Annotated in this window: 18 protein-coding genes and 1 pseudogene; 7 read left to right on the top strand and 12 right to left on the bottom strand. The window is 36.7% G+C overall.

Features of this window, described 5'->3' with window-relative positions; translation table 11 throughout:
* Positions 1 to 196 precede the first annotated feature (196 nt).
* From C7S20_RS18720 to C7S20_RS18700, 5 genes and pseudogenes are all read left to right on the top strand, one after another.
* Positions 197 to 2,027, top strand: a pseudogene (locus C7S20_RS18720) (sodium:solute symporter family protein).
* Between the two features lie 285 nt (positions 2,028 to 2,312).
* Positions 2,313 to 5,237: a SusC/RagA family TonB-linked outer membrane protein gene (locus tag C7S20_RS18715; RefSeq protein WP_107013885.1), complete on the top strand. Its 2,925-nt coding sequence runs from the start codon at positions 2,313 to 2,315 to the stop codon at positions 5,235 to 5,237.
* 10 nt (positions 5,238 to 5,247) lie between these two features.
* The gene (locus C7S20_RS18710) at positions 5,248 to 6,897 is read left to right on the top strand and encodes a RagB/SusD family nutrient uptake outer membrane protein (protein ID WP_107013884.1); all 1,650 of its coding nucleotides are present in this window, start codon (positions 5,248 to 5,250) and stop codon (positions 6,895 to 6,897) included.
* Positions 6,898 to 6,967: 70 nt separating this feature from the next.
* A complete protein-coding gene (locus C7S20_RS18705; RefSeq protein ID WP_423738339.1) occupies positions 6,968 to 8,248 on the top strand; it encodes a DUF3472 domain-containing protein in 1,281 nt (426 codons plus the stop codon).
* A 225-nt stretch (positions 8,249 to 8,473) separates the two neighbouring features.
* Positions 8,474 to 11,749, top strand: coding sequence for a glycoside hydrolase family 2 TIM barrel-domain containing protein (locus tag C7S20_RS18700; protein WP_107013882.1), 3,276 nt, complete (start codon positions 8,474 to 8,476; stop codon positions 11,747 to 11,749).
* Positions 11,750 to 12,053: 304 nt separating this feature from the next.
* Here C7S20_RS18700 and C7S20_RS18690 read toward each other — a convergent pair whose 3' ends face one another.
* The 7 genes from C7S20_RS18690 to C7S20_RS18655 all read right to left on the bottom strand — a co-directional run bounded on the left by C7S20_RS18690 (position 12,054) and on the right by C7S20_RS18655 (position 19,126).
* Positions 12,054 to 12,485 carry a hypothetical protein gene (locus C7S20_RS18690; RefSeq protein ID WP_107013880.1) on the bottom strand — a complete coding sequence of 144 codons (432 nt, stop codon included), beginning with the start codon at positions 12,483 to 12,485 and terminating at the stop codon, positions 12,054 to 12,056.
* The gene (locus tag C7S20_RS18685) at positions 12,457 to 12,897 is read right to left on the bottom strand and encodes a GreA/GreB family elongation factor (protein ID WP_107013879.1); all 441 of its coding nucleotides are present in this window, start codon (positions 12,895 to 12,897) and stop codon (positions 12,457 to 12,459) included. The genes C7S20_RS18690 and C7S20_RS18685 overlap by 29 nt, the downstream gene beginning before the upstream one ends.
* 29 nt (positions 12,898 to 12,926) lie before the next feature.
* Positions 12,927 to 14,174, bottom strand: a complete 1,248-nt coding sequence (locus C7S20_RS18680; RefSeq protein WP_423738323.1) for a Glu/Leu/Phe/Val family dehydrogenase — start codon at positions 14,172 to 14,174, stop codon at positions 12,927 to 12,929.
* 532 nt (positions 14,175 to 14,706) lie between these two features.
* On the bottom strand, positions 14,707 to 15,135 hold the full coding sequence (locus tag C7S20_RS18675) for a cyclic-phosphate processing receiver domain-containing protein (protein ID WP_159039991.1): 429 nt from the start codon (positions 15,133 to 15,135) through the stop codon (positions 14,707 to 14,709).
* Positions 15,136 to 15,610: 475 nt separating this feature from the next.
* Positions 15,611 to 16,927: a sigma-54-dependent transcriptional regulator gene (locus C7S20_RS18665; RefSeq protein WP_107013875.1), complete on the bottom strand. Its 1,317-nt coding sequence runs from the start codon at positions 16,925 to 16,927 to the stop codon at positions 15,611 to 15,613.
* A gap of 2 nt (positions 16,928 to 16,929) precedes the next feature.
* The gene (locus C7S20_RS18660; RefSeq protein ID WP_107013874.1) at positions 16,930 to 18,030 is read right to left on the bottom strand and encodes a sensor histidine kinase; all 1,101 of its coding nucleotides are present in this window, start codon (positions 18,028 to 18,030) and stop codon (positions 16,930 to 16,932) included.
* Between the two features lie 523 nt (positions 18,031 to 18,553).
* Complete coding sequence (locus tag C7S20_RS18655; protein WP_107013873.1) at positions 18,554 to 19,126, bottom strand: Crp/Fnr family transcriptional regulator; 573 nt, start codon at positions 19,124 to 19,126, stop codon at positions 18,554 to 18,556.
* Between the two features lie 159 nt (positions 19,127 to 19,285).
* Between C7S20_RS18655 and C7S20_RS18650 the strand changes: the two genes are divergently transcribed.
* The gene (locus tag C7S20_RS18650; RefSeq protein ID WP_107013872.1) at positions 19,286 to 19,483 is read left to right on the top strand and encodes a hypothetical protein; all 198 of its coding nucleotides are present in this window, start codon (positions 19,286 to 19,288) and stop codon (positions 19,481 to 19,483) included.
* 99 nt (positions 19,484 to 19,582) lie between these two features.
* On the opposite strand, the gene C7S20_RS18645 is transcribed toward C7S20_RS18650, so the two are convergent.
* The 5 genes from C7S20_RS18645 to C7S20_RS18620 all read right to left on the bottom strand — a co-directional run bounded on the left by C7S20_RS18645 (position 19,583) and on the right by C7S20_RS18620 (position 22,715).
* Positions 19,583 to 20,467, bottom strand: a complete 885-nt coding sequence (locus C7S20_RS18645) for an IS3 family transposase (RefSeq protein WP_107013871.1) — start codon at positions 20,465 to 20,467, stop codon at positions 19,583 to 19,585.
* Between the two features lie 26 nt (positions 20,468 to 20,493).
* A complete protein-coding gene (locus tag C7S20_RS18640) occupies positions 20,494 to 20,751 on the bottom strand; it encodes a transposase (protein ID WP_107013870.1) in 258 nt (85 codons plus the stop codon).
* Positions 20,752 to 21,507: 756 nt separating this feature from the next.
* The gene (locus tag C7S20_RS18630; RefSeq protein WP_107013868.1) at positions 21,508 to 21,762 is read right to left on the bottom strand and encodes a hypothetical protein; all 255 of its coding nucleotides are present in this window, start codon (positions 21,760 to 21,762) and stop codon (positions 21,508 to 21,510) included.
* A gap of 166 nt (positions 21,763 to 21,928) precedes the next feature.
* Positions 21,929 to 22,216 carry a hypothetical protein gene (locus tag C7S20_RS18625; protein ID WP_107013867.1) on the bottom strand — a complete coding sequence of 96 codons (288 nt, stop codon included), beginning with the start codon at positions 22,214 to 22,216 and terminating at the stop codon, positions 21,929 to 21,931.
* A gap of 10 nt (positions 22,217 to 22,226) precedes the next feature.
* Positions 22,227 to 22,715 (bottom strand): hypothetical protein, encoded by a 489-nt coding sequence (locus C7S20_RS18620; RefSeq protein ID WP_159039990.1) that lies wholly within the window; start codon positions 22,713 to 22,715, stop codon positions 22,227 to 22,229.
* A 222-nt stretch (positions 22,716 to 22,937) separates the two neighbouring features.
* Between C7S20_RS18620 and C7S20_RS18615 the strand changes: the two genes are divergently transcribed.
* Positions 22,938 to 23,933, top strand: a complete 996-nt coding sequence (locus tag C7S20_RS18615) for an IS110 family RNA-guided transposase (protein ID WP_107013865.1) — start codon at positions 22,938 to 22,940, stop codon at positions 23,931 to 23,933.
* Positions 23,934 to 24,094: the final 161 nt, after the last annotated feature.

Genomic DNA, 24,094 nt, shown 5'->3' with positions numbered 1-24,094 from the left:
GATAAATAGGTTCAAATATTATTTTCTCATAAGCAATAGACAAAATAATTCTTTCGTTGTGTTAAGCAAAATAAAAAAAATAAAACGAAAACTTAAAAACTTTCGATACATTTTTTTTAGGTTTGAAAAATAAACTTGTTAATTACTATTAATTTCTTCTCAGGCTAACTGGTCTGATATAAAAATAACCTATATAATGATTGAACTTAATATTTTTGATTACGCATTTATTGGATTCTTCTTTCTAATATCCTTAGGGATTGGCCTTTTAGTTTCTAAAAAAGCGGGGGGGAGAGTTCTTCAGAATATTTCTTATCGGGTAGAACCATGCCCTGGTGGTTACTGGGGGTGTCGATGGTGGCCACAACTTTCTCGACCGATACCCCTAATCTTGTAACGGATATAGTTCGTACACATGGTGTATCAGGTAACTGGGTGTGGTGGTGTTTTCTTATTACTGGTCTTCTTACTGTTTTTGTATATGCTAAACTATGGAGAAGATCTGGTGTGACTACCGATATTGAATTTTATGAATTGCGTTACGGGGGGAAGCCGGCAAAGTTTTTACGGGGTTTCGTGCCCTGTACCTTGGGGTGGTCTTTAATATTTTAGCTATGGCTGCAGTTACGTTGGCCGCAATTAAAATTGGCCAGGTAATGCTAGGTTTGAGTCCATTACAAACTGTTGGAATCGCTGGCCTGGTTACTGTAATCTTTAGCACGGCAGGAGGTTTTAAAGGAGTTGTTTATACTGATTTTTTGTTGTTTTTCGTTGCCATGGCGGGAGGAATTGGCGCGGCAATTTATATCGTTAATCTGCCGGAAGTGGGAGGGTTATCCACGTTGCTTGCTCATGAAAGTGTAGCGGAAAAAATGAGTATTCTTCCTGATTTCAACAATAAGGAGGTTTTAATAACATTATTTATCATTCCTCTGGCGGTACAATGGTGGAGTGCCTGGTATCCGGGAGCTGAACCCGGCGGAGGTGGTTATATAGCGCAAAGGATGTTAGCTGCAAAAAATGAAAATCATGCAATAGGTGCTACTTTTTTCTTCAATATTTTACATTATGCCCTAAGACCATGGCCATGGATTTTGGTGGCTCTTGCTTCTTTGGTGGTGTATCCGGATGTAGCTAGTATTAAGGAAGCTTTTCCTGCGATCTCTCCGGATAAGTTAGGGAATGATTTGGCGTACTCGGCAATGCTTACAAAATTACCTAACGGCTTGTTAGGTGTAGTTTTGACTAGTTTGATAGCGGCTTATATGTCTACTATTTCAACACATTTAAATTGGGGTTCCAGTTATATAGTGAATGATGTATATAAGCGATATTTAAATCCGGGCGCTTCTCATAAGCAAATGGTTGCGGCGGGAAGGATTTCAACAGTTTCGCTCATGGTCTGTTCTGCATTGCTCGCACTTGTTTTGCAAAATGCGTTACAGCTTTTTAATGTGATTCTCATGTTTGGTGCGGGTACCGGCTTAATTTTTATACTCAGATGGTTTTGGTGGCGAATAAATGCCTGGAGTGAAATATCGGCAATGATTATCTCAGGAATATTTTCTTTACTGTTGAATTTCACCAGCTTAGGGATATATATGTTCGGGGGTGCAGTACTGGATGGTAACGAAGATGTGGTAGCGGGATTATTGCCTGGGTATATGAAGTATCCTTTTTTAGTCTTTATAACCACTTTGGTGTGGTTGACCGTAACCTTCTTAACAAGACCTGAAAAAAAGGAGACCTTAGAACGATTTTGTAAGGAAATTCGGCCTGGGGGTCCCGGTTGGCGAGCTTTCAGTGTGCAGCATAAAAGAGATGACCAAACTTCTGAAAGTTGGAATGTCCCCTATGGAATTGCTGCTACCCTAGCAGGTTGCTTTGTTATTTACGGTGGACTGTTCGCCACGGGCTATTGGATCTACGGCTACTATCTCAAAGCTTCTATTTTAACCACTGTCACTTTTTTTGCTTCTGTTTTGCTAATTCGATTATGGAAAAACATCAAGGAAATTATCTTTTAGGGTTTTCTGTATTCATTCTTTTTTAATCCTTAATCAAGCATTAAGCGGTATTTTATAAATCCTATTCTTTTTATTACGAAGATTGAAATAAAAGAAAACAAATAATAAAGTCTTTAAAAAAGAAAAGAAACGAAAGTAAAAAACTAATTTAATTTTGTTTTTTAGAAATATTTAATATATTCGTTACGTTATTTTTAGTTTTAGGTATGGAAATTAACCAAAACATAACTTAAAACAAATATTAATTACTAAACGAACTAAACTTTAATTAAACAAACTTAGATTATGAGTAGAAAAACTATTTTTCTGTTTCTGAGCTTGCTCTCTTCGTCTTTAATATGGTCTCAGGAGAGGGAGGTTACAGGAATAGTTACTGAGGCTGATTCAGGCTTACCTCTACCAGGTGTTACGGTAGTTGTCGATGGCACAAGTAATGGTGTTGTCACTGATTTCGACGGAAAATATAGCATCCAGGCCAGTTCTGATGCTACTCTTGTCTTTAGTTTCATTGGGTATGAGACAGTATCGAAAGCTGTTAATGGATCCTCTGAAATTAACGTTGCACTCCAGGTGGCAACCGCATCTTTGGATGAAGTAGTACTGGTTGGGTATAGCACCCAAAAGAAATCAAATGTAACCGCATCTGTTTCCGAGATAGATGGTGAAAAATTATCTGATGCGACTGCTCCAGATGTTTCTACACTCTTACAGGGAAAGGCAGCGGGAGTGCAGGTGGTACAGGCTTCTGGACGTCCTGGTTCCTCTTCATCGATTAGAATAAGAGGGATTGCATCTACGGGGGGTAATGCGAGTCCTTTATGGGTGGTAGATGGCGTCATTCAACATGGCGTCCCCAATCTTAACCCTAATGATATTGAATCAATTTCCGTTTTGAAAGATGCGTCAGCTACGGCTCTTTATGGTTCAAGGGGAGCCAATGGGGTTGTACAGGTGGTTACTAAGTCTGGTAAAAATGGCGTAGAGAAGTTAAGCATTTCTTCACGATCCGGTTTATCGTATTTCAACAACGGGAATTTCGAGATTATGAATTCTCAGCAGTTGTATGATTATTACCAGTCCTTTGGAAATCCGGAAAGTATCCCGGAAGGTATTGATGAGCAGGTTTTGACGAATGATTTCGATTGGTTTGGGAATGGCACACAAACCGGTATAGTACAGGATCACAATTTATCTTTCACCGGTGGGAATGAAAAATCTTCAACTTTTATCTCTTTAGGGTATTTTAAAGAAACAGGTACGCTAAAAGATGTTACTTATGATCGTGTTAGTTTCCGCCTTAATCATGAATATGAAGTTATTAAGAATTTAACCCTAAAACCTAAGATTGGAATTACCTATGAAAAAGATAACAGTAGGGAGCATTCTTTATATTCATTATACACTTATCTGCCCTGGGATAAACCTTATAATGATGAGGGGGAATTAATCAATCCCCAGGTGGATAATGTGACCTGGTATGGAAGGGATCAAAGTAATTATTTATATGATTTGCAATATAATTATGGTAAGAGTAGGACTTTAAATCTATTGACAAACTTTGATATTGAGTATAAAATTCTGCCTTATCTAACCTTCATATCTACCAATTCGGTCACGCTATTCTATTCCGATTCTATGTATTATACGGATCCGAATTCCAATGGCGGAAGAGCGAATCTTGGTGCAGTGTCAAATGACAACGCAAAACGCTATACAAATTTTACCAACCAGATGCTTCGATTTTCCAAGACTTTTGGTGATCATAATATCAATGCACTGGCTGCTTATGAATACAATAATTATAAATATCAAAGTTCCGGAGGTACCGGATATGGAATAGTACCCGGTTCTGAGATATTAAATAATACAACTACGCCGGCAGATGTACGCGGAGGAGCCAACGATTATGCTTTGCAATCCTTTCTGTTTAATACAGAATACAGTTATGATACCAGGTATCTTGTACAATTCTCGCTGAGAAGGGATGGGGCATCTAATTTCGGTCTGGAAAATCAATATGGTACGTTTTTCTCCGGAAGCTTAGGTTGGAATATTCATAACGAGGATTTTTTTAATATTGAAACCATTAATTTACTGAAATTAAGAGCCAGTTACGGTGGCTTGGGAAACAGGCCGGGATCTCTATACCCACAATATGAATTGCACAGTTTAGGATATAATTATAATGGCATTCCAGCTGTAGCCCCTTCCCAGCTTGGGAATGAGGATTTAAAATGGGAGAAATCCTATCAAACGAATTTCGGTCTTGATTTTAGAGGATGGGACCGTTTTAATCTATCATTAGATTACTATATCAAAGATACTTCAGGTCTTCTTTATTTCGTATCTCTACCTGCAACCAGTGGGTATACCGGCTATTGGGAAAATATCGGAGGGATAAAGAATACAGGCTTTGAAGTAAATTTCAATTATGACATTTTTACTTCCAGGGATGGCGGTTTTAACTGGAGTGTCAGAGGAAATATCGGATTCAATGATAATGAGATTACATCCGTATATGAAGGAGAGCCAATTGATCGTGGCACAAAAATAACCAAGGTGGGAGAGGACTTTAATTCCTGGTATATGCCTAAGTGGCTAGGAGTGGATCCGGAAACGGGAAATCCACTTTGGGAAACGATCGATGAAGAAACTGGAGAGCGTTCAGAAACCACTAATTATAATGAAGCCGATAAGCAAATTGTCGGAACTTCTTCTCCTGATTTTTATGGAGGATTCGCTACTGATTTTAGGTACTCAGGCTTTACGCTTTCTGCGAATTTTAATTTTAGCAAGGGGGGTAAGATTTACAATGCTTCAAGAGAGCTTTACGATTCAGACGGAGCTTACCCTACCTATAATCAGATGGTACTAGCCGATGGCTGGAGTAGGTGGGAAGCCCCAGGAGATATAGCTACCCATCCCAAGCCTTATTACGGGGGGAATAATTTATCCAATAAAACCTCTTCGCGTTACCTGGAAGATGGAAGTTATCTAAGATTAAGAAATATCAGGTTAGGGTATTCTTTTGAACAAAATTTGATTCAACGAATCGGTCTTAGTAATGCCGAGATTTATATAACGGCTGATAACTTAATGACTATTACAGATTATACCGGAACAGATCCTGAAGTTGGTATTGATGGTTTTGCATCAACAACTTACCCCGTATCCAAACGGGTTGCATTAGGAATTAACCTGTCATTATAAAATAATAATTATGAAAAAAATTATATATCTATTCATTCTTGCAATATGTTTGATTTCTTGTGAGATAGATCGTTATCCCTATGATTCCATTCCTTCAGATCAAATTTTTGAAGGGGAAGGAACATTAGAAGCGGCGACATTAGGAAATTATGCCTTATTAAAAGGAGATGCCAACGGAGGAGGTTTTGCTCCGCAATTACACAGGCTGAGTGAGTATCCAGGGGATAATGTTTCCCTCAGCGGAACCACTACAGATCCTTTATTTTATACCTATAATTATAACAATCTTGTGACCAGTGGTCGGGTAAATGATTTTTGGGTCAGTGGTTATAGGGCGATAGTAGGCACTAATAAAATTATTGAGCTCACCTCTGAGGGTCAATCAGAAGAATTAGATCAACTAATAGGGGAGAACTATTATCTAAGGGCTTTGACCTTTTTTCAATTAGCCAATGTTTTTGGGCGACCTTATGTCCAGGGAACGGAAAACCTGGCGGTTCCTTTGAAACTAACCTCGGATGTAAATGATCTACCGGATAGGAATACGGTAGGAGAAGTTTATGATCAGGTTATTTCAGATCTCAAGAAAGCGGAAGAATTGATGAATATCGATAAATCCAACAGTTTTGCGACTAAAGAAGCTGCTCAGGCTTTGCTTTCCAGGGTATACCTTTATATGGAAGAAAATGAACTGGCTATTGAATATGCTGATAAGGTGATTACTTCAGGTAGGTTCTCTTTACTGCCTACAGATCAGCTGGCTCAGTACTTTACTTTGAACCCGGATGGAAATCCTGAAACAATTTTTGCATTTAAATTTTTAGAGGAGTCAGACTACAATCATGGTTGGTATACGGTTGGTTCCTTATATGCGAACATTCAGGGTGCCGGTTGGGGAGAAATGTATGCTTCCAGCACCTATTTGGATTTGTTAAGGGAGAACCCAGGTGATAAGCGGATGGGTTTCATTGATCCTCAATATCTTACCGATGAGGAAGGAGATCGTATACCTGCTGTATACTGGGTGAATGAAGAGAATAATCAGTATGTATTTAAAAGAACCTACCAACAAAATGGAGAAACCTATTTTGATCTCGATGGTTCCAGTGTCAAGTTGCAGGAAGAGCAAATTGATGGTGAAACAAAATATTATTTCGATGCTTCAGGAAGTAAACAATATGTAATTAAAGATTTTGATATGGCCAAAAGAAATGGCTATCCCAAATTTTACATTTTAAAAGCTTCTTTACAAGAAGACGTTCCACATCTATGGTCACCTGTAGTTTCCAGATTAGCCGAGATGTACCTAAATAAAGCCGAGGCTTACGCAAAAATGGGTAATATTCCCATGGCACTAGAAAATTTAAATGTGATAAGAGAAAGGGCAGGAATTCCTGCTATCTCGGGTGAAACCGACCTGGAAGCCGGCCAATCAATACTTGATGTAGTATTAGCCGAAAGAAGAAGAGAATTGGCCTACGAAGGACATCGAAAATTTGATGTTTTTAGAAACAACAGAACTATGAATCGTGATTATCCAGGTACGCATTTAGTTGGAAATAACCCTTATTATGAAATACCGCCCACAGCAGACCGTGTTGTTGAATATATCCCTCAGGCTCAGATCAATGCACAACCTTCGTTAATTCAAAATGATTAAAAGCTCTAACTGTCATATAGGGAATCTAAAATTCAGGAGATTAATTATAAGTCTTTTAATATTGGGCTCAATTGCATGTAAGCCCGACACCATATATGACAGTGGGGATCGGTCTAAATCGCCGGAGATAAGCTTATCTGTTAGAATTCCTGCAGGAGGAAATAGCTGGGTAGTTAATGATTTGGAAAGAAATCAATTCTTAATAACAAATTCAGGTATCCATAATTGGACGAATACGAAGGATGTTATTAGGATCTATTTTTATTCGGAAGTGGCAACCAAAGTTCGGATGGGATTAAATATTAAAGTCCCATCTGGTACTTCGGTTATTCGATTAGGGCTTGATGGATCCATGAACGATTATGAGTTTAATAATGAAAGTTATAGGGATATGTATGTTGATGAATTTTACCTGGACAAGCCTGGCTATCACTATTTTGAATTCCAGGGAGTAAGTAAAACAGGTACTTATATCGCTGATATTAATGAAGTCTTATTAGGTGGTAGTATTTCTGATGAAGATATTCATTTTGTGGCTAAAGAAGAGAATTTTTATTTCGGTAGAAGAGGTCCTTCCGTTCATCTTACCTATGAGCAACCTGAGGGTAAAGATGTGATATTCTTTTATAACGAATTGACAGTACCGGAAGGAAAAGATAAGATAGGTTCTTATTTTATGGCCAATGGTTTTGCAGAGGGGTATTTTGGAATGCAGGTTAATAGTTCACAAGAACGTCGAATTCTTTTTTCAGTCTGGAGTCCCTACCAGACGGATGACCCAGATAACGTTCCCGACGATGCACGCGTTCAGCTTTTATCCAAAGGCGAAAATGTAATTACAGGGAGGTTTGGTAATGAAGGCTCCGGTGGGCAGAGTTATTTGGTGTATGGATGGAAACCTAATTTGACCTACCAGTTTTTATTAAAGGGAACACCCAATAATGATAATTCGACAACATACTCTGCATATTTTAAAAATATACAGGAAGAAGACTGGAAGTTTATCGCTGCCTTTAGAAGACCTCAAATAAATAGTTATTTAACCAGGCTTCATTCATTTCTTGAAAACTTTAATCCTGATACAGGTAATTTAACAAGAGAGGTTTTACTTGGTAATCAGTGGATATTTGATACAAATGGCAATTGGACAGAACTGAGCAAAGCCAAATTTACCACCGATGATACGGGAAGAAGCAACATTCGGTTGGACTTCAAAGGAGGAGTTGAAGGGAAAAGATTTTTTTTAAAAAATACCGGTTTTTTTACTGGTTATACAGAAATAGAGAAAGATTTTTCGCGTGGCTTAAATAATAAAAATCCAGGAATCGATCTTTCTAAATTTGAAAATTAGGAATAAGAAATCTATAAGAGAATCATGAAATCAAAAATTTTGTAGTAGTAGTTTTAGTTAATTTGAGTTAGTTAGTTGTCATTAAAGCTTATGAGCAACTTAACGGAAAGTGCACGTCAAAATAGAGTCTATCTAATGACGTGTACTTTTTTAATTAAAGATGCTGTGGTCATGGTTCGCAACAATAATTTTAGGTGTTAATAATTTTTCATAAACGTAATATTCATGAATGAAGTAAAAGTAAGGTCTATTTTTTTTAACCTTTTGTTCTTGTGGACTGGATTAGGTATGGTCGGACAAAACATTCCTTCAACCTTAAAGAACTATATTGAAAACCCACAAATGATCGGGGAAAACAAAATGCCACCACGAAGTGGATTTGAATCCTATCCTTCGGAAAGTGCTGCTTTTCAGGCAAAAAATCCTAATAAACTTGATCTCAATGGACCCTGGAAATTTAAATGGGTCCAATCACCTAAGGATCGCCCTGTAGATTTCATAAATCCTTCCTTTAATGACAGAGATTGGAATGAAATCCAGGTACCCTCCAATTGGGAAGTCGAGGGGTATGGTGTACCTATCTATGTTAATCATCAATATGAATTTGCAGATTATAAAGCGCCTATTTCGAAGGAAATGAAATTCGTAGATAAAATTTATCCTGCTAATCCAGGGAATGTACCAGATGATTATAATCCCGTAGGTTCTTATCGAAAGGAAATAACGCTGGAAAAAAATTGGATGAAAGACCAGACTGTTTTTTTGCATATAGGAGCTATGAAATCTGGAGGCTTTGTGTGGGTTAACGGAAAATACGTGGGGTATTCTCAGGGCAGTAAACTCCCGGCTGAATTTGATATTTCTAAATTCTTGGTAAGCGGTAAAAATATTATTGCGCTTCAAATTTTTAGGTGGACGGATGGCTCTTATTTAGAATGCCAGGATTTTTGGAGAATTTCTGGAATAGAAAGAGATGTATATCTCTACAAACAACCAATAGAGAGAATTCGAGACCTACAGGTCACGGGTACTTTAGACGAGAGTTTTCAGGATGGAGAATTGGATGTCACCTCATTTTTTGAGAATGCAGAGGATATCATTTTACAATATTCCCTGACTGATCCAAATGGAGAGGAAGTAGTCAAGGGAGAAATCAATGGGAAAAAGGGTGATAGTATTCATTTTCATAGAGAGATTTCAAACATAAAACCTTGGTCCGCTGAGCATCCGAATCTATATAACCTGATGGTAAAGACATTAAATGCTAAAGGTGAAACCTTGGAAGTGATTCCTTTACGAATCGGATTTAGAACAGTAGAAATCAAAAATGGTATACTAAGGTTAAATGGGCAGCGCATTACTTTGAAAGGTGTTAATACACAGGAAACCAGTCCTGAAACTGGTCATGTAATGAGTGAACACTTAATGCTGAAGGATATTCGGATGTGGAAGGAGAATAATATTAACGCTGTGCGTCTGAGTCATTACCCTCGCAGTGATCGATTTTATGAATTATGTGATGAATATGGGATTTATGTCGTTGATGAGGCCAATATTGAATCTCATGGAATGTATTATGGAAAATATTCATTAGCCAAAAATCAGGTTTGGGAAAAAGCACACTTGGCCAGGATGATCAATATGGTCGAAAGACATAAAAATCATCCTTCCGTTATTATTTGGAGTATGGGTAATGAAGCAGGAAATGGAATTAATTTCTACAAAGGCTATAAAGAAATTAAAAAACACGATCCTATCAAACGGCCGGTTCAATATGAAAGAGCTTATAAGGAAGAGGACGGTAATCTTCTGGATATGGACTGGAATACAGACATTATTGTTCCCCAGTATCCTTCTCCACAAACCTTTGAATATATAGGAAACTTGCTAACTAATAAACCTTTTATTCCATCGGAATATGCTCATGCCATGGGAAATAGTACGGGTAATTTTCAGGATTATTGGGATATCATTGAGCACCATGATAATCTCCAGGGGGGATTTATATGGGACTGGGTAGACCAATCCCTCTGGAAGACAAATGATAATGGAGATCGGTTTTATGCCTATGGAGGCGATTATGGAAAGGATATGCCCAGCGATAATACGTTCTTAAACAATGGAATCGTTTTCCCGGATCGTAATCCACAGCCCGCTTTGCATGAAGTTAAAAAGGTCTATGAATATATCAATTTCAAAGAAGAAGGTTATACGGAAAACGATGAGCTCAGGGTCTTCATTGAGAACCGATACGATTTTACAAATTGCGACCGCTTTGATTTTAAGGGAGTGGTTTGGTCTGAAGGTGATACTCTTAAAAGATTAGCTCCCATTACCATCGATATCAAACCGCATACCGGAGAATTATTAAGAGTAGATCTGGGCGATATTGCAATGGAGCCTGGTAGAGAATATTTTCTCAATCTTTCTGCTAGTTTAAAAAGTGGCTGGGGCCTTTTACCCAAGGGTTACTTAGTAGCCCATGAACAATTCAAACTTAGGAATATGGGCGAAGGAAAAGGGCAAAGAACTTTGCCTAAATATGCCCAGCTAAATGATTATCCAAAATATATTAAGTCAGAAGGGAATGATTTCGAAATACATTTTGATAAAAATTCCGGAAGAATCATCAAATATGTATTTAAAGGATGGGATCTTATTAAAGATAAAAAAGGTCCACTTCCTAATTTCTGGCGAGCTCCTACCGATAACGACCTCGGGAATAGGATGCATTTTAAAAATATAGCATGGAAAATAGCCAGTATGCCGTTAAAGGCTGACCAGGTTAAAATTATTAAGGAAAATAATCATCAAGAATTAAAGGTAGTTTACGATTTAAAACCCGTTGGAACCAGCGTTTCTGTTATCTATGAGGTTTTTGAAAATGGAGCAGTAAAAATTCAATCAACCTTATTACCTGCAAAAGATCAGAATGATATTCCACGATTTGGCTTTAGAATGCAAATGCCTGGGGAATTTGACAATCTGGAGTATTATGGAAGGGGCCCCTGGGAAAATTACCAGGATAGAAATAATTCAGCGTTTATAGGCATCTATAGCTCAAAGGTTTTTGATCAATACGTGCCATACATTCGTCCCCAAGAAAATGGAAATAAAACGGGAGCTCGTTGGATTTCCTTATCCAACAATTCAGGAGTAGGTTTAATTATTGTTAATGATACGAATAATAAAAATTATTTAGGGTTTAGTGCTTTACCCATGAAGAATGAAGATTTCGATGTAACGGCTACGGACGATTACAAAAACGCACCAGACCTAAATTTTTCTAAACATACAAGTGATATAAAAAAACAGGATTTGATCCAACTGAATATTGATATGATGCAAAGGGGAGTAGGTGGAGATAACAGCTGGGGAGCCAAACCTCAGAAACAATATCAAATAAATCCAGCTATAAAACATCAATATTCATTTTACCTAATTCCCTGTCTCTCCCAGACACAATCACTATTCGATATCTATAGAAACTATCAGCAATAATAGAGCAAATACCACAAATAATATACTCCCTGGAACCTATTCAAATTCTTTTAAAGAAATAATACCTAAAATGACGATGATTAATAAAAGAATTAATATAACGGTAATCAAAATGTTTTCATTCAATATTACTTGAGTAAAATCTGTCTTTGAAATCAATAAGTACCAGAAGATTATACAAAATGAATATCCTAATTTCTTAAATAAAGTCAGTTTCATGAAATAAAAAAGAAACCAGATGACCCCTGGATTAAATGGTATTTATAGGGCCACCTGGCTTAAAAATAAAACAAACGGTAAAATTTTAATTTTGAAATGAAGTAATGATTTCTGGATTCCTTTTCAGGAACCTAAAGATTGCTTTTTTTAAAGCCTGAACTTCCTCAATATATTTTTCAATTTTTCTTCGTATTACTAATTGAGCCCTGAGAAATGCATAATCGCAATCAATTTGATCACATTCTTTTTGATTTTCCAGCTTATTCTGTGAATTGTAGCACTCCTGAAGGTATAGATCATTCCATTTTTTCAGCTTCTTTAACTCATAGAGCAAAACATCGGCTTTTGCCTGTTTGATTTTTGTTTTCTCTTTCAAAGGATTACTGAGCAGTTCTTTATAAAAATCTAATTCTTCCGAGAGGAAACCAAGTTCTTTAATCCAATAATGATTTTGATTTTCGAACTTCACGATCTGGATTTCCTCCTCCCTATGGTGTTGTTGAATATCCTTTATCATATTTTTTATTTATTATTTCTGGGTCAATCTGAGCCACCTTTTTAATCTTTATCTGGCTTTCTCCCATTGGGAACATCCAGGTTATTTCATCTCCCTCTGCATATCCAAAAAGCGCCAAACCCATAGGCGCCAACACGGAAACCATATTTTTTCGAATATCTCCCTTTTCAGGTGTGACGATCTGGTAGGTTTTAACTACATCATATGGAGTTTCTATAGTAACTAAGGAATTCAGTCGGATAACATCCTCCGGCATCTTATTCTTAGGAATTAATTTGGCACTTTTGAGCTCTTCGCTCAATTTGTATATCGAAGCTTTATAAGTGGTATCTTTATAATATTTAGCTAAAGACATAATTTGTTTTAGAAACTCATATTCTTTTTTTTCTACAATCAGATTTCCGTATTTCATTTTATAAGTTTTTAATAGCGTTGATAATTTTAAGGGAAAATCCCGCGTTGGTTGTACGCAGTTTCAATGCGCAATATGGCGAGGATGTAGGCTGCCGTTCTCCAGTCGACATTCCGTTTTTTAACTTCCGAGTTTATTTTGTGGAAATTTTGAGTGATCTTTTTTTCAATTTTTTCCATGACCTCTTCAAGTTGCCACAATTCACCATTTCGGTTTTGTAACCATTCAAAATAACTGCCAATAACTCCGCCGGAATTACAAAAGATATCGGGAATAATGGTAATTCCCTTTTCCAGCAGGATTTTCTCACCTTCACTATTGGTAGGACCATTGGCACCTTCCGCCACTATAGCTGCTTTGATTTTAAAGGCATTATCCTGGGTGATTTGATTCCCAAGGGCGGCAGGAATCACAATGTCACAATCAAGGCCCCAGAAATCTTCCGGGTCAATCTCCGTAGCGCCCTTGAAGCCTTTGATGGAACCTTTCCGAGGTTCACAATGTTGTGCCAGGGCCTCGGTGTCGATACCATTCTCATTAAATAGACTGGCATGCGCATCCTGAACTGCTATTAGTGTACCCCCATCTTTGGAGATGAAATGGGATGCCCAATAACCGACATTACCGAATCCCTGGACTATGAATTTTTTATTCTTAAAATCTTCATTTCTAGTTTCTAAAAGGAGTTTTATACTGAGATAAACCCCAAAACCTGTAGCGCGATCCCGACCTTCCAATCCTCCTGCTCCTATAGGCTTTCCGGTAACTACATGCTGATTGTGAGATCGTTCAGATGAAGAAATGGTAGACATGTAGGTATCTGCGATCCATGCCATAGTTTGGGCATTAGTGTTTACATCAGGAGCTGGAATATCATGTTCGGGACCAATATTTTCCCCTAGTGCGTAAGTAAACCGTCGGGTGATACGTTCTAATTCTGAATCGGAATAATTACGGGGGTCGATTTTAATGCCTCCCTTGGCTCCACCATATGGGAGACCGGCTAGTGAGGTTTTCCAGGTCATCCACATGGCCAAAGCTTTGGCGGCATCAATATCTACTGTGTCGTGGTATCGTAAACCTCCTTTGTATGGCCCGAGGGCATTATTATGTTGCACCCGGTAGCCTGTGAAAACCTCCACCTTTCCGTTATCCATTTTTACAGGAAAATGTACAATGATCTCATTGTTGGTGATCCCTAAAATCTTTCGGATGTTAGGATTTAAATCTATGATATCTGCAGTGGAATTAAACTGATTCATTACAGTTTCATACATAGATTGGCGATTTATTTTCTGAGTATTTATCATTCTTTTTTACTTGAAATGTTCACATATTAATTTTCGATCTTCTTTCCAGATGCAATATTTTCGGTGGTCACAATTAAAACACAAACCTTTGAGCATCTCCTGAGGTATTTCAGTTGAAGATTTGTTCGAGGGTAACTCCTGATTTATTTTTTCTTTTGTCAAATTCATTGTTTTCAACTTTGTGTGTACCATCAAAGTCAAAGTACATGCCGGTTAATAAATTAATTTCATACTTTATTCGTAAGTAACTGTAAAAGAAATATTTAAACTTTTAAAAAAGATTTTCAAGTTCAAGGCTAGTGGAGAAGAATGATTCAGCTGGGGAGTTTTGTACCGGTATATAGGCCTGCAGAAAATGGGGTTATATAGGTAAAAAGATAAGATTTTGTATTATTAGTCTCCTTTTGAACATTTTAGGGTAGAGAAAAATATCTTCCATTTTGAATTTCACACAAATAATCCAAAAAATATGTGGTTGAGCCTCTTTGAGTTTTTTTATTTAAGCAGGTATTTCTGTGCTTGCGGAATAGCTTTTAAGGAGCTTTTTAATTTTCGCTTTTGCTGCAGGATCTGCACATTGTGAACTCCAAAGAGGCAAGGGTTTATTGTGTTCTGTACAATACTTTATTAGCCATGCAGCGCAATCATATCCTGTGGGTTTATCCTTTCCGAGGTCATGGTCAAAGCAAATTCCTTTAGGAAGGCCATAGTTGCAAATCCAATTTTGGAATTCATGAAAATTCTTCACCCAAATCACTTCAACTTCACGTCCTACCGGACTAAAAGATAACCAGTCCATTCTGGTATCCATGGGGTTTAGTCGATCATCAAGCCACAACAATGTTTTAGTATCTCCTTTAGAGCTATGAGGAGGTTTTAGATTTTTGGTACGGATCAGCTTCTGTATTATGGGTAATGAAAGCAGCACAGAAACCCAATTTCTTAAAGCAGATAGGACCATGGCTTTGGGAATAAGATAATTTAATAACAAAGAAGAGAAGAGAGCGCGGTTTCAATAAGAGCTATTATAACAAATCTTTATTCAACTTTTTTCTTCTAAGCAAGTTGATTCCCACTCCGAATAAAGCAATAAGAATGCTGATTATAAAAACTACGGTAACCGGATTATTTTCCCAAATCATGTAATAGAAATCCTTTTGTAGAAAAAGAGAACGAATGATTACTATTACTAGGACTAACATCAAGGTTTTGATAAAATTTTTGAACATATCCCGAAATTTGATGAATAAAAAATTTCATATATGGATAAGTCAAACTGTATGCCCGGAAAGAAATAACAGTATATTTTAATTTAAAAAACTGAAAAACAGTTAGTTAAAATATAAGTAAATATAATGTGCATGGGAGAAATACCCCGGCCGGGGAAAAAAGTACCGCTGGTATTATTTTAGTTTATTGCGGAGCGTCTTTCGATCGATTTGAAGTATTTCTGCTGCTTTTGTTTTATTATTCTGGACACTCGCCAGTACCCTTTTTATATGTGCTTTTTCCATTGCTTCCAGGCTCTGTAATTCGCTGCTTATTTGTGGATCTGGATACTTGAGATATTCGGGTAGATTGGCGATTTCAATTTCGGAATCGCTCATGATTATGGCTCTCTGCAGGGCATTTTCCAATTCACGAACGTTGCCGGGCCAATTATAACGGATCAAGATTTCCATGGCCTTATCAGAAATTCTTATCTGAGGTTTCCCATATTCGCGGCCGTACTTTTTCAAAAAATGTTGGGACAACTGCGGGATATCATCCTTTCTGTCCCTCAGGGGTGGAGTGGTTATATTAACAACATTTAATCTGTAATAAAGATCTTCTCGAAAACTTTCATTTTTGATCATTTCTTTTAGATTACTATTTGTAGCTGCTATAATTCGAATTTCGATCTTTTTAGCCCTTTGTTCTCCTACTTTTCTCACCTCTTTTTCCTGGAGAACACGTAATAATCGTATCTGAACATTTAAGGGGGCAGTACCGATTTCATCTAAAAAGATAGTTCCTCCAGCCGCAGCCTGAAAAAAGCCATCCCTATTTTCCACGGCTCCTGTAAAGGCCCCTTTTTTATAACCAAAAAGTTCGGATTCCAACAGATCCTTCGGAATTGCCCCACAATTAACCGCAATAAAAGGGTTCGCAGCAAAGGAGCCTTTATAATGAATAGCACGGGCGACCAGTTCTTTTCCGGTACCACTCTCTCCTTCAATTAGCACTGTGGCTCGATTGTTTTTTACTCTTTCAATAATATCGATTAATTGGTTGATCTTTTCTGACCGGCCAATAATGCCTGCATAAATTCCCTCACCAGATGCTTGAATTGATTTATAGTGTTGCTTTTCTAACGGCATTGATTTTTCTACCGACTTTATTAATTCTTCAGCAGTAAAGGGTTTAACCAAATAATCCAGAGCCCCTGATTTCATTGCTGACAAAGCTCCATCAACAGATGGGTACCCGGTAATGACCAGTTTGGGAACCTCTGGGAAATGCTCATCGACATACTTTATTAACTCCATCCCATTTATTTCCGGCATTTGTAAATCGGTGATCAGGAGATCAATTTCGTTAGATTTTAAAATGCCAATCCCTTCCTTTACCGAGGTGGCTTTGTAGCAGTAAAAATTATTTTTCTGCAAGTGTCTTTCAACCAGTTCAAGCATATCATAGTCGTCATCGACTATTAAAATATTCGCTTTTCTATATGCCATGATCACATTTTTAAAGGTAAAGTTATTTGAAAAACAGTGCCGGCAGGCGGATTGTCAAAAGTAACTATTTCGCCACGATGACTTTTAATGATTCCATGCACTACACTTAAACCCAGACCGGAACCTTCGCCTACCGGTTTGGTAGTAAAGAATGGTTCAAAAATTTTAGATTTAAGCTTTTCTGGAATCCCTGGTCCCTGATCGATAATTCTCATTTCAAATGCTTCTGGATTGCTTTTAATTTCTATAGTAATTTTACCTCCAGGGGGGGAAACATAAATAGCATTAATAAGTAAATTAAATAAGACCTGAGTAAATTGTATGCTATCTAATTGGGCCTTTAGTTGGTTATTGTCAATTCTAAATTCATAATGAACCTGGGCCTTTTTGAAATTCTGACCCAATAAACGCAATGCCTGTTCAATAACAGGTTTAACTAATATCCAATTTTTATTTTGAGGCATCTCACAGGCAAAAAACATAAGTTTTTTTACAACCTCTCTTGAATAAATGGCCGCTTTGATAATTTTCTCACTATCCGCCTGCACCTGCTTATCCTTTGTTTGAGATTTGATAAGTTCGGAAAAACCAAGAATATTGCCCAGGGGCGTATTTAATTCATGGGCTATACCTGCAGTGATTTCTCCTAAAATGGAAAGTCGGTCATTTCGTTCGGCGCTTCTTCTTAAGACTTCCTCTTTCTTTTTTGTATCCTGACGTTCAAAAAATTGTTCTATTTCCAGGGCGATTCTGTCCAGTAATTTTTGTTCTTCTTCTAAGAAATAGGCAGCTGGATGAAGCCCCAGATCATAATATATTTTTAAAAAGCCTTTTGCCTCGCCGGCAACAGTTATAATGCTTTCCTGAGAAATATTTTTGTCTGGTATACCAGAGGTTATAAGCTCATGATCCTCATATTTCAGTTGAACGATCGCGATATCTGAAAACATCCAGGCCCTTCGGGTGCTGTAACAAATTTCCCATAGTGTATCGGCAATGGAATCTGTATGTTTCCGAAGGGCAGAGGACACTTCATAGAGGCACGATAATTCTTTGATGCGCTCTTCTAATTTTTTTTCTATAGAAATATCCCTCTTTGTCATATTTAGTCCATGGATTAATTAGAGGTCCAATTTTAACTTGCTTAACTATAAAGGTAAAGATCATATTGTTTTTGGTTAGATACAAATACTTTACAAGCTTAGGCTAATGGAATGCCTGGTTAATTTACGGTGGAATAACTTTTAGAAAGGTCACTAGAAGCAATAATTTTATCCATCCTCTACAAGCTCAATTCGCAGAAAAACTGTTAGTCTATTGCTTTGCCGCTCAAATCTTCTTTAAACCTGAGGTGATTGTAAAAAATCTTTTTAGAGATGGGTAGCTCTTCTGATAGCGAAATTCCTTTTTATTTAAAGAGATCTAGGGCTATCAATTTTTTCAGATTCTCAGGTTTTCGATTTGGAAGCAGTAGATATTATAAGTCCGCTCGCTAATTTCTCTCAGCCAATTTTTTCCCCTTTGACAAAAATAGCGATTACTGGAATACTTTAATAAACATCAAATTAATCCCGAAAATTGGAAGAAGAGGCCTGGGGTGGAAAAAATTATAAGATCCCGTATATTCTAAAATATTTGCCTTCTAATACGGCTTAAAGTCTCCCTGGTAATTCCAAGGTAGGAGGCGATCATGTGCTGCGGAACTCTTTGGATAATGTTTGGAAAATCGGTTATTAATTTTCGGTACCTTTCTTCTGCGTTAGAACTTATAGTACCCATTAGACGTCCTTGGGTTGCGATGAGGTTATTTTGAATGAGCATTCGAAAATATCTTTCAAAATCGGGTAGTTTTTTTAAAAGAAGATCCCATTTTTGATTAGTTAAAAGTAATAATTCGCAATTTTCAAGGGCTTCAATATTATATAATGAAGGCTCTCCGGAAAAGAAACTTGAAAGATCGGCTGTCCATCTTCCTTCGGTGGTAAACTGGAGAATATGTTCTTTGCCTTTGGAATCGATAGTATAACTGCGAAGCAATCCTTCTTCCACAAAAATGGTAGAAGAACAGATTTCTCCCTGATTTAAAATAGAGTCTTTTTTTACTAGGTTTCGGCGCACAAATAGGCTTTCGGCAAAAGCTAATTCTTCTTCACTGATATCAATTTTCTCTTTTATGCTGTGTCTTAAATTATTTCCCATATTCCGAAGCTATAAAATACTTTATAAAAACCTGCAATGAACTTCAATATAGGGTTTAATATTAAAATTAATATGTGACTTAAGTCAATGGCGAAGAGGTATATATGTGCGAACTTTGATGGTGTAAAAATGTTATAATCACTTTTAAATCCCATAATCATGAAAAATTTAAAAGCACAGCATATCAGCAAAGTGGATGTAGCAGTACGCTATCTAATCGCTTCAGAATTGACAGTTTTTATGACTACAGGGGCAGTTCGCGGAATTCTTCTGGTCTTGATCCTTTCATTTACTCTTTTGCTAGTCTATACAGGAGTAGTTCAGAAGAGCCTGCTTAAAGGAAGGTTTTATGAATAGTCTTTTAGATCAACTCTAAGGAATATCTTCCTGCGTACAGAAGGGTAAGAGAAAGAAACTGGCATTAATTGCATTATGTAATGGGATACTCCCCATTTACTAGACCAAAACAGGTGTTTTCTTAGTTAATGATTTAGGGTTACTATTCTTTGTTTTATTTATTGATTCCTGGTAACGTTGCCCTGGGATTTCCTTGAAGGTGTGATGTATTTTTTGATGATTATAATATTCTATATAATCTCGTATTCCTTCATAGAGTTCAAGACCATTTTCAGGAGGGTTTAAATAGATATATTTGTACTTAAGTGTTCTCCAAAAGCGCTCGATCCATCTATTGTCAATAGCTCTTCCTTTACCATCCATAGATATTTTTATACCCTCTTCCTCTAGGGTTAAGGTCCATGCTGCAGAAGTAAACTGAGAACCTTGATCGGTATTAATGATCTCTGGCTTTCCATGGCGTTTGATAGCGTCCTCAAGTACCTGTAAACACCATTTTGTTTCCAGGCTGTTGGAGATACCCCAGCCCATGATCTTACGACTGTATACATCGATGATAGCCGTACAGTACATGAATCCTTTTTTCATGGGGATATAGGTGATATCAATACTCCAGACCTGGTTAGCCCTGTCTATAGGCATTTTATGTAAAAGATAAGGGCGGATGTACTTTGCCTGTCCCAACTTACTCAGGTTCTTCTTTGGATATATCGTTCTGTGGCCCATTTTACGAAGCAGTCTTCTCACTCGTTTAGGATTTACATGATAGCCCCTCAGACCTAACATGAAGACCATTGACTTGACTCCTTCAGCCGGATGTTTGATAGCATGTTCGTCCATGATACGCATGATCTTTAAATTTTCGGGTTTTTCTTCCTTGGGACGATAATATAACGAGCTTCTATTGACTGAGAGTAGTTGACATTGCTTACGGATACTCATTCGCTTTTGTCGGCTACTGATCAGGGACCTCCGATCGCTCATAGACCTGTTTTCTTTAAGCTTTTTTTTTAAAAATCATTCTCTACTTTGAGCTGACCGATCTGAGCATAAAGCTTCTCTGGATCCACCTGATCGGTTTTCTTAGGTTGCTCTTTTTCAAATGCCTGGGCCATGTTTTTCTGGAACTCCTTCTTCCATCGGGAGATCATTACTGCGCTTACTTCAAAACGCTCGGAGAGTTCTGCTAGAGTATGACGTTCTTTGATAGCTTCTAAGGCTACATTGGCTTTAAATTGTGCACTAAATTTTCTTCTGGATTTCTTCATAGGTTCGGTGAATTTAATAAACTATTTTTTAACTCAACCTATGGTCTGAATTTCGGGGAGTATTACACTAATGGATTATCACAATCTGCTTTAGAGCAAGAAACTAAAACTGAAATTAAACTAAAATATAATATTATTTTTTTCATAATTCTTTACGATTTCAATGTGGCTATTGTAGGTAACGGCCGCGGTTATCGCAAGTTGCGGGAGTAGGAACGCGGACTTGTCGGCTAACGCTTTAGTTTGTTAGGAATCTAATTTAGTTCTTTTTTGTAAAACCCGTAATTTGAGATGAACCGCTGTTGTGCGTTGTTTACTTTAGTAATAATTATATTTAATAGTTCTAATTAAAATCAATGAATCTGATTCTTTATCAAATAATTTGACTTTTGTTCTATTTCCTAATTCATCGAGTTCTATAGTTTTATAGATTATTACTTGTTTCTCATTATCAAGATCATCAAACTCTATTACCTTCCTCAAATTTCCATTCTCGTCATAAAAATTTTGATATTCTGAACTTGCTAAATATTCTACAGTAGAATAATCTTTTGGGTTGTATAGATAAAATTTAGTTCGTCCAATACTATCTCTTAAGTTTTGACTGAGATAATATCTGTATTCAGTTTTTATGGCATCATCTCCAAATGCAATAATTGTATAATTTCTATCATCTATCCAATTATAAGAACCATATTCAGATAACTCACCATTTATCTTAATTTTGAATAAACTTTTAGTTCCATCAATACTTTCTTAATATTCTTTTTCTGCGACTTTAAGTTTGCCAGATTCGTAAATTGAATCTATTATTTTAATTATGTTTCCTTTTTTATTAAAAATCGCAATTTGTTTAGAAATGAGGTCGGTTGAATCAATCTTGCTTGAGTAGGATTTAGTAATTATTGATTCTACATTTCCATGCAAACCAAGTTCTTGTAATTCGGTATAATTCTTTTGAGAATAAACATTCTGGAGAATTAAAAAGAATATTAAAAGGAATTTCTTCATAAGTAAATTACGCACAACGGCTTCGCATAACACAAGTTGGCGGAGTAGGGAAAGCGAACTTGTCGGCTTAAGCCTGGATTGTTGATCAAGATACTTATTTTCTTTAAAATTTCACCGCCTATTTGAGTTATGCGTTGTTGTGCACTGGCCTTTTGTCCAATGTATTTTAAAGCTTATCAAAAAATAGCATTATTGATAAATATCCTATATATATAATTCCACAAATTGTTATTATCCAATTCCACTTTCGGATAAATATTCTTGAAATTAGATAAATCAAAATAGTTATAAGTCCAAATACTGCGGGGAAAAATAAATTAGCTAAACCGCCAAGCTCTGCTTGATTTAAATCTGGTGCTGACATTGTAATTGTAGTAAAAACAATTACGGTTACGAAAATCACTCCGATGTTGTTCCAAGGATTGTCAATAATCTTTTTTTTCTCCGTTCTCATTTCAAAATGATTACTTACTCTTTATAAAAAATGTTTGGTATTTTTTGCTCGAACTCGGATGCTTGTGTTTTTTACTATCAATTTTATTATTCTCAGTTAACCGGAATAATCTTTCATTTTTAATAATTAATTTCGTAGGTGGATTTTGTCGGTTTTGTCCACTACTCGATAAAGCATTTGTGATTAGTTCATCTTTTTCAATCACACTTGCTTTTTGATCAGATGATAAAATTAAACTATCTGAATATTTATTCTTCTCTACAATTTTTGTAGTGTCCATTATTGGAATTACTTTCAGGAAAATTGTATCATTTTTTAAACTCCATTTTCCCTTTGACCAACTCGAAGCTAGATCAAATTTCCAATTATAAACAAAGGTTGAATCCATTTTTAATTCAATTTCTTCTCCGAATTTATTGGAATATTTTCCACTAATTTTCTTTTGACCAAATGTCAAAGTAGAAATCAAAATCAGAAATATTTGTATCGTAGTTCTCATTTTTGTGAGGCTTGTGCACAACGGCTACCTTTACTTTGAATCGTTATATTGATTATAGCAAACTAAGGGGAGAACTAGAACGGTTGCTAGAATAGAACCATTAACCGTGTGAGTCCCCTTAGCTTCTATAAATGTTGCAAAGAACTAATTGGAATACCAGGTCTAGCAGGACCCGTTAAAGGTAATAGTTACTGCAACTTCATTTAATTCGATTTTAAAGATATGAAAAATTATGAGCTAGCCGTTGGGATAGATGTATCCAAAAAAACCTTAGATGTATTTATCCATAATTACAATAAACATAGGGTATTTGATAACTGTAGATCAGGTTACGATTCACTTTTAAAATGGGTTAGTAAATTTTCTAAAATCGAAAAGTCAGTTTTATATTGTTTTGAACATACCGGAAACTATTCCTTGAAGCTAGCGATCTTCATGCAGACTAACGGTTTAAACTATGTTCAGGAAAATCCGATAGTAATCAAAAGATCTTCGGGACTTGTTAGAACTAAAACTGATCGTGTGGACGCTCAAATGATTGCCAGGTATGCCTGGTTGCACAGGGAAGAGTTAGTATGCAGTAGTATTCGTGATGAAGCTTTATTAGAACTGGGAAGGTTATTAAGTCTAAGAGATCAGCTAGTGCGAAATCGCACGGGTCTTATGGGAACATTAGAAGAACTTAGCGGACTTTTATCCAGTCCTTCAACAGATGTCAGCTGTAAGAGTTTAAAGCACACCATAGCCTATTTAAGCAAACAAATTTTGAAACTGGAAAAACAGATAGATGAGCTCGTAAAAAGAGAGGATCGTATGAGCAAGAATTACAAATTACTGACTAGCTTAAAAGGCGTAGGTAGAATTCTGGCTTGCCAACTGATTTACCACACTTGTAACTTTGAACGCTTTAGCGATTGGCGACAATTTTCGAGTTATTGTGGTACGGCTCCTTTTCAATATAGTTCGGGAACCAGTGTGTATAGAAGATCAAAAGGGCATCCAATGAGCGACAGAAAAATGAAAACATTATTAAATATGGCAAGTATCTCAGCTATTCAACATGACGGCGAATTGAGATCATATTACCAAAGAAAAGTGGAGGAAGGAAAACCGAAAATGCTAGCCTTGAACAATGTTAGAAATAAGCTTATATCCAGAGCATTTGCGGTGATCAAGCGAGGAACACCCTACGTAGATCTATGCAAATATGCTGCTTAAATTTATCGAAAAATAACTTGGATTTGATCTTGGAATACGGTTAAGGACAAGTTGCCGGAGTAGGGAACGCAAATTTGTCGGCTTACCGATTTATTATTTTGATCTCTAAAATAACACTTTTCGCAAAATACCGGCTATTTGCCTTAACCGATGTTGGCAAC

Origin of the sequence: Christiangramia fulva (assembly GCF_003024155.1) — a bacterium.
Classification (GTDB): domain Bacteria; phylum Bacteroidota; class Bacteroidia; order Flavobacteriales; family Flavobacteriaceae; genus Christiangramia; species Christiangramia fulva.
This window is presented reverse-complemented; position numbering and strand designations above follow the sequence as displayed.

Bases quoted from the DNA above. Each gene is read 5' to 3' on its own strand.
- C7S20_RS18690 (WP_107013880.1), bottom strand. From the start codon at position 12,485: ATGATAAAGGATATTCAACAACACCATAGGGAGGAGGAAATCCAGATC.
- C7S20_RS18620 (WP_159039990.1), bottom strand. From the start codon at position 22,715: ATGAGAACTACGATACAAATATTTCTGATTTTGATTTCTACTTTGACA.
- C7S20_RS18700 (WP_107013882.1), top strand. From the start codon at position 8,474: ATGAATGAAGTAAAAGTAAGGTCTATTTTTTTTAACCTTTTGTTCTTG.
- C7S20_RS18645 (WP_107013871.1), bottom strand. From the start codon at position 20,467: ATGAGCGATCGGAGGTCCCTGATCAGTAGCCGACAAAAGCGAATGAGT.
- C7S20_RS18655 (WP_107013873.1), bottom strand. From the start codon at position 19,126: ATGGGAAATAATTTAAGACACAGCATAAAAGAGAAAATTGATATCAGT.
- C7S20_RS18680 (WP_423738323.1), bottom strand. From the start codon at position 14,174: ATGTATGAAACTGTAATGAATCAGTTTAATTCCACTGCAGATATCATA.
- C7S20_RS18650 (WP_107013872.1), top strand. From the start codon at position 19,286: ATGAAAAATTTAAAAGCACAGCATATCAGCAAAGTGGATGTAGCAGTA.
- C7S20_RS18615 (WP_107013865.1), top strand. From the start codon at position 22,938: ATGAAAAATTATGAGCTAGCCGTTGGGATAGATGTATCCAAAAAAACC.
- C7S20_RS18715 (WP_107013885.1), top strand. From the start codon at position 2,313: ATGAGTAGAAAAACTATTTTTCTGTTTCTGAGCTTGCTCTCTTCGTCT.
- C7S20_RS18630 (WP_107013868.1), bottom strand. From the start codon at position 21,762: ATGAAGAAATTCCTTTTAATATTCTTTTTAATTCTCCAGAATGTTTAT.
- C7S20_RS18660 (WP_107013874.1), bottom strand. From the start codon at position 18,030: ATGACAAAGAGGGATATTTCTATAGAAAAAAAATTAGAAGAGCGCATC.
- C7S20_RS18625 (WP_107013867.1), bottom strand. From the start codon at position 22,216: ATGAGAACGGAGAAAAAAAAGATTATTGACAATCCTTGGAACAACATC.
- C7S20_RS18665 (WP_107013875.1), bottom strand. From the start codon at position 16,927: ATGGCATATAGAAAAGCGAATATTTTAATAGTCGATGACGACTATGAT.
- C7S20_RS18685 (WP_107013879.1), bottom strand. From the start codon at position 12,897: ATGAAATACGGAAATCTGATTGTAGAAAAAAAAGAATATGAGTTTCTA.
- C7S20_RS18640 (WP_107013870.1), bottom strand. From the start codon at position 20,751: ATGAAGAAATCCAGAAGAAAATTTAGTGCACAATTTAAAGCCAATGTA.
- C7S20_RS18710 (WP_107013884.1), top strand. From the start codon at position 5,248: ATGAAAAAAATTATATATCTATTCATTCTTGCAATATGTTTGATTTCT.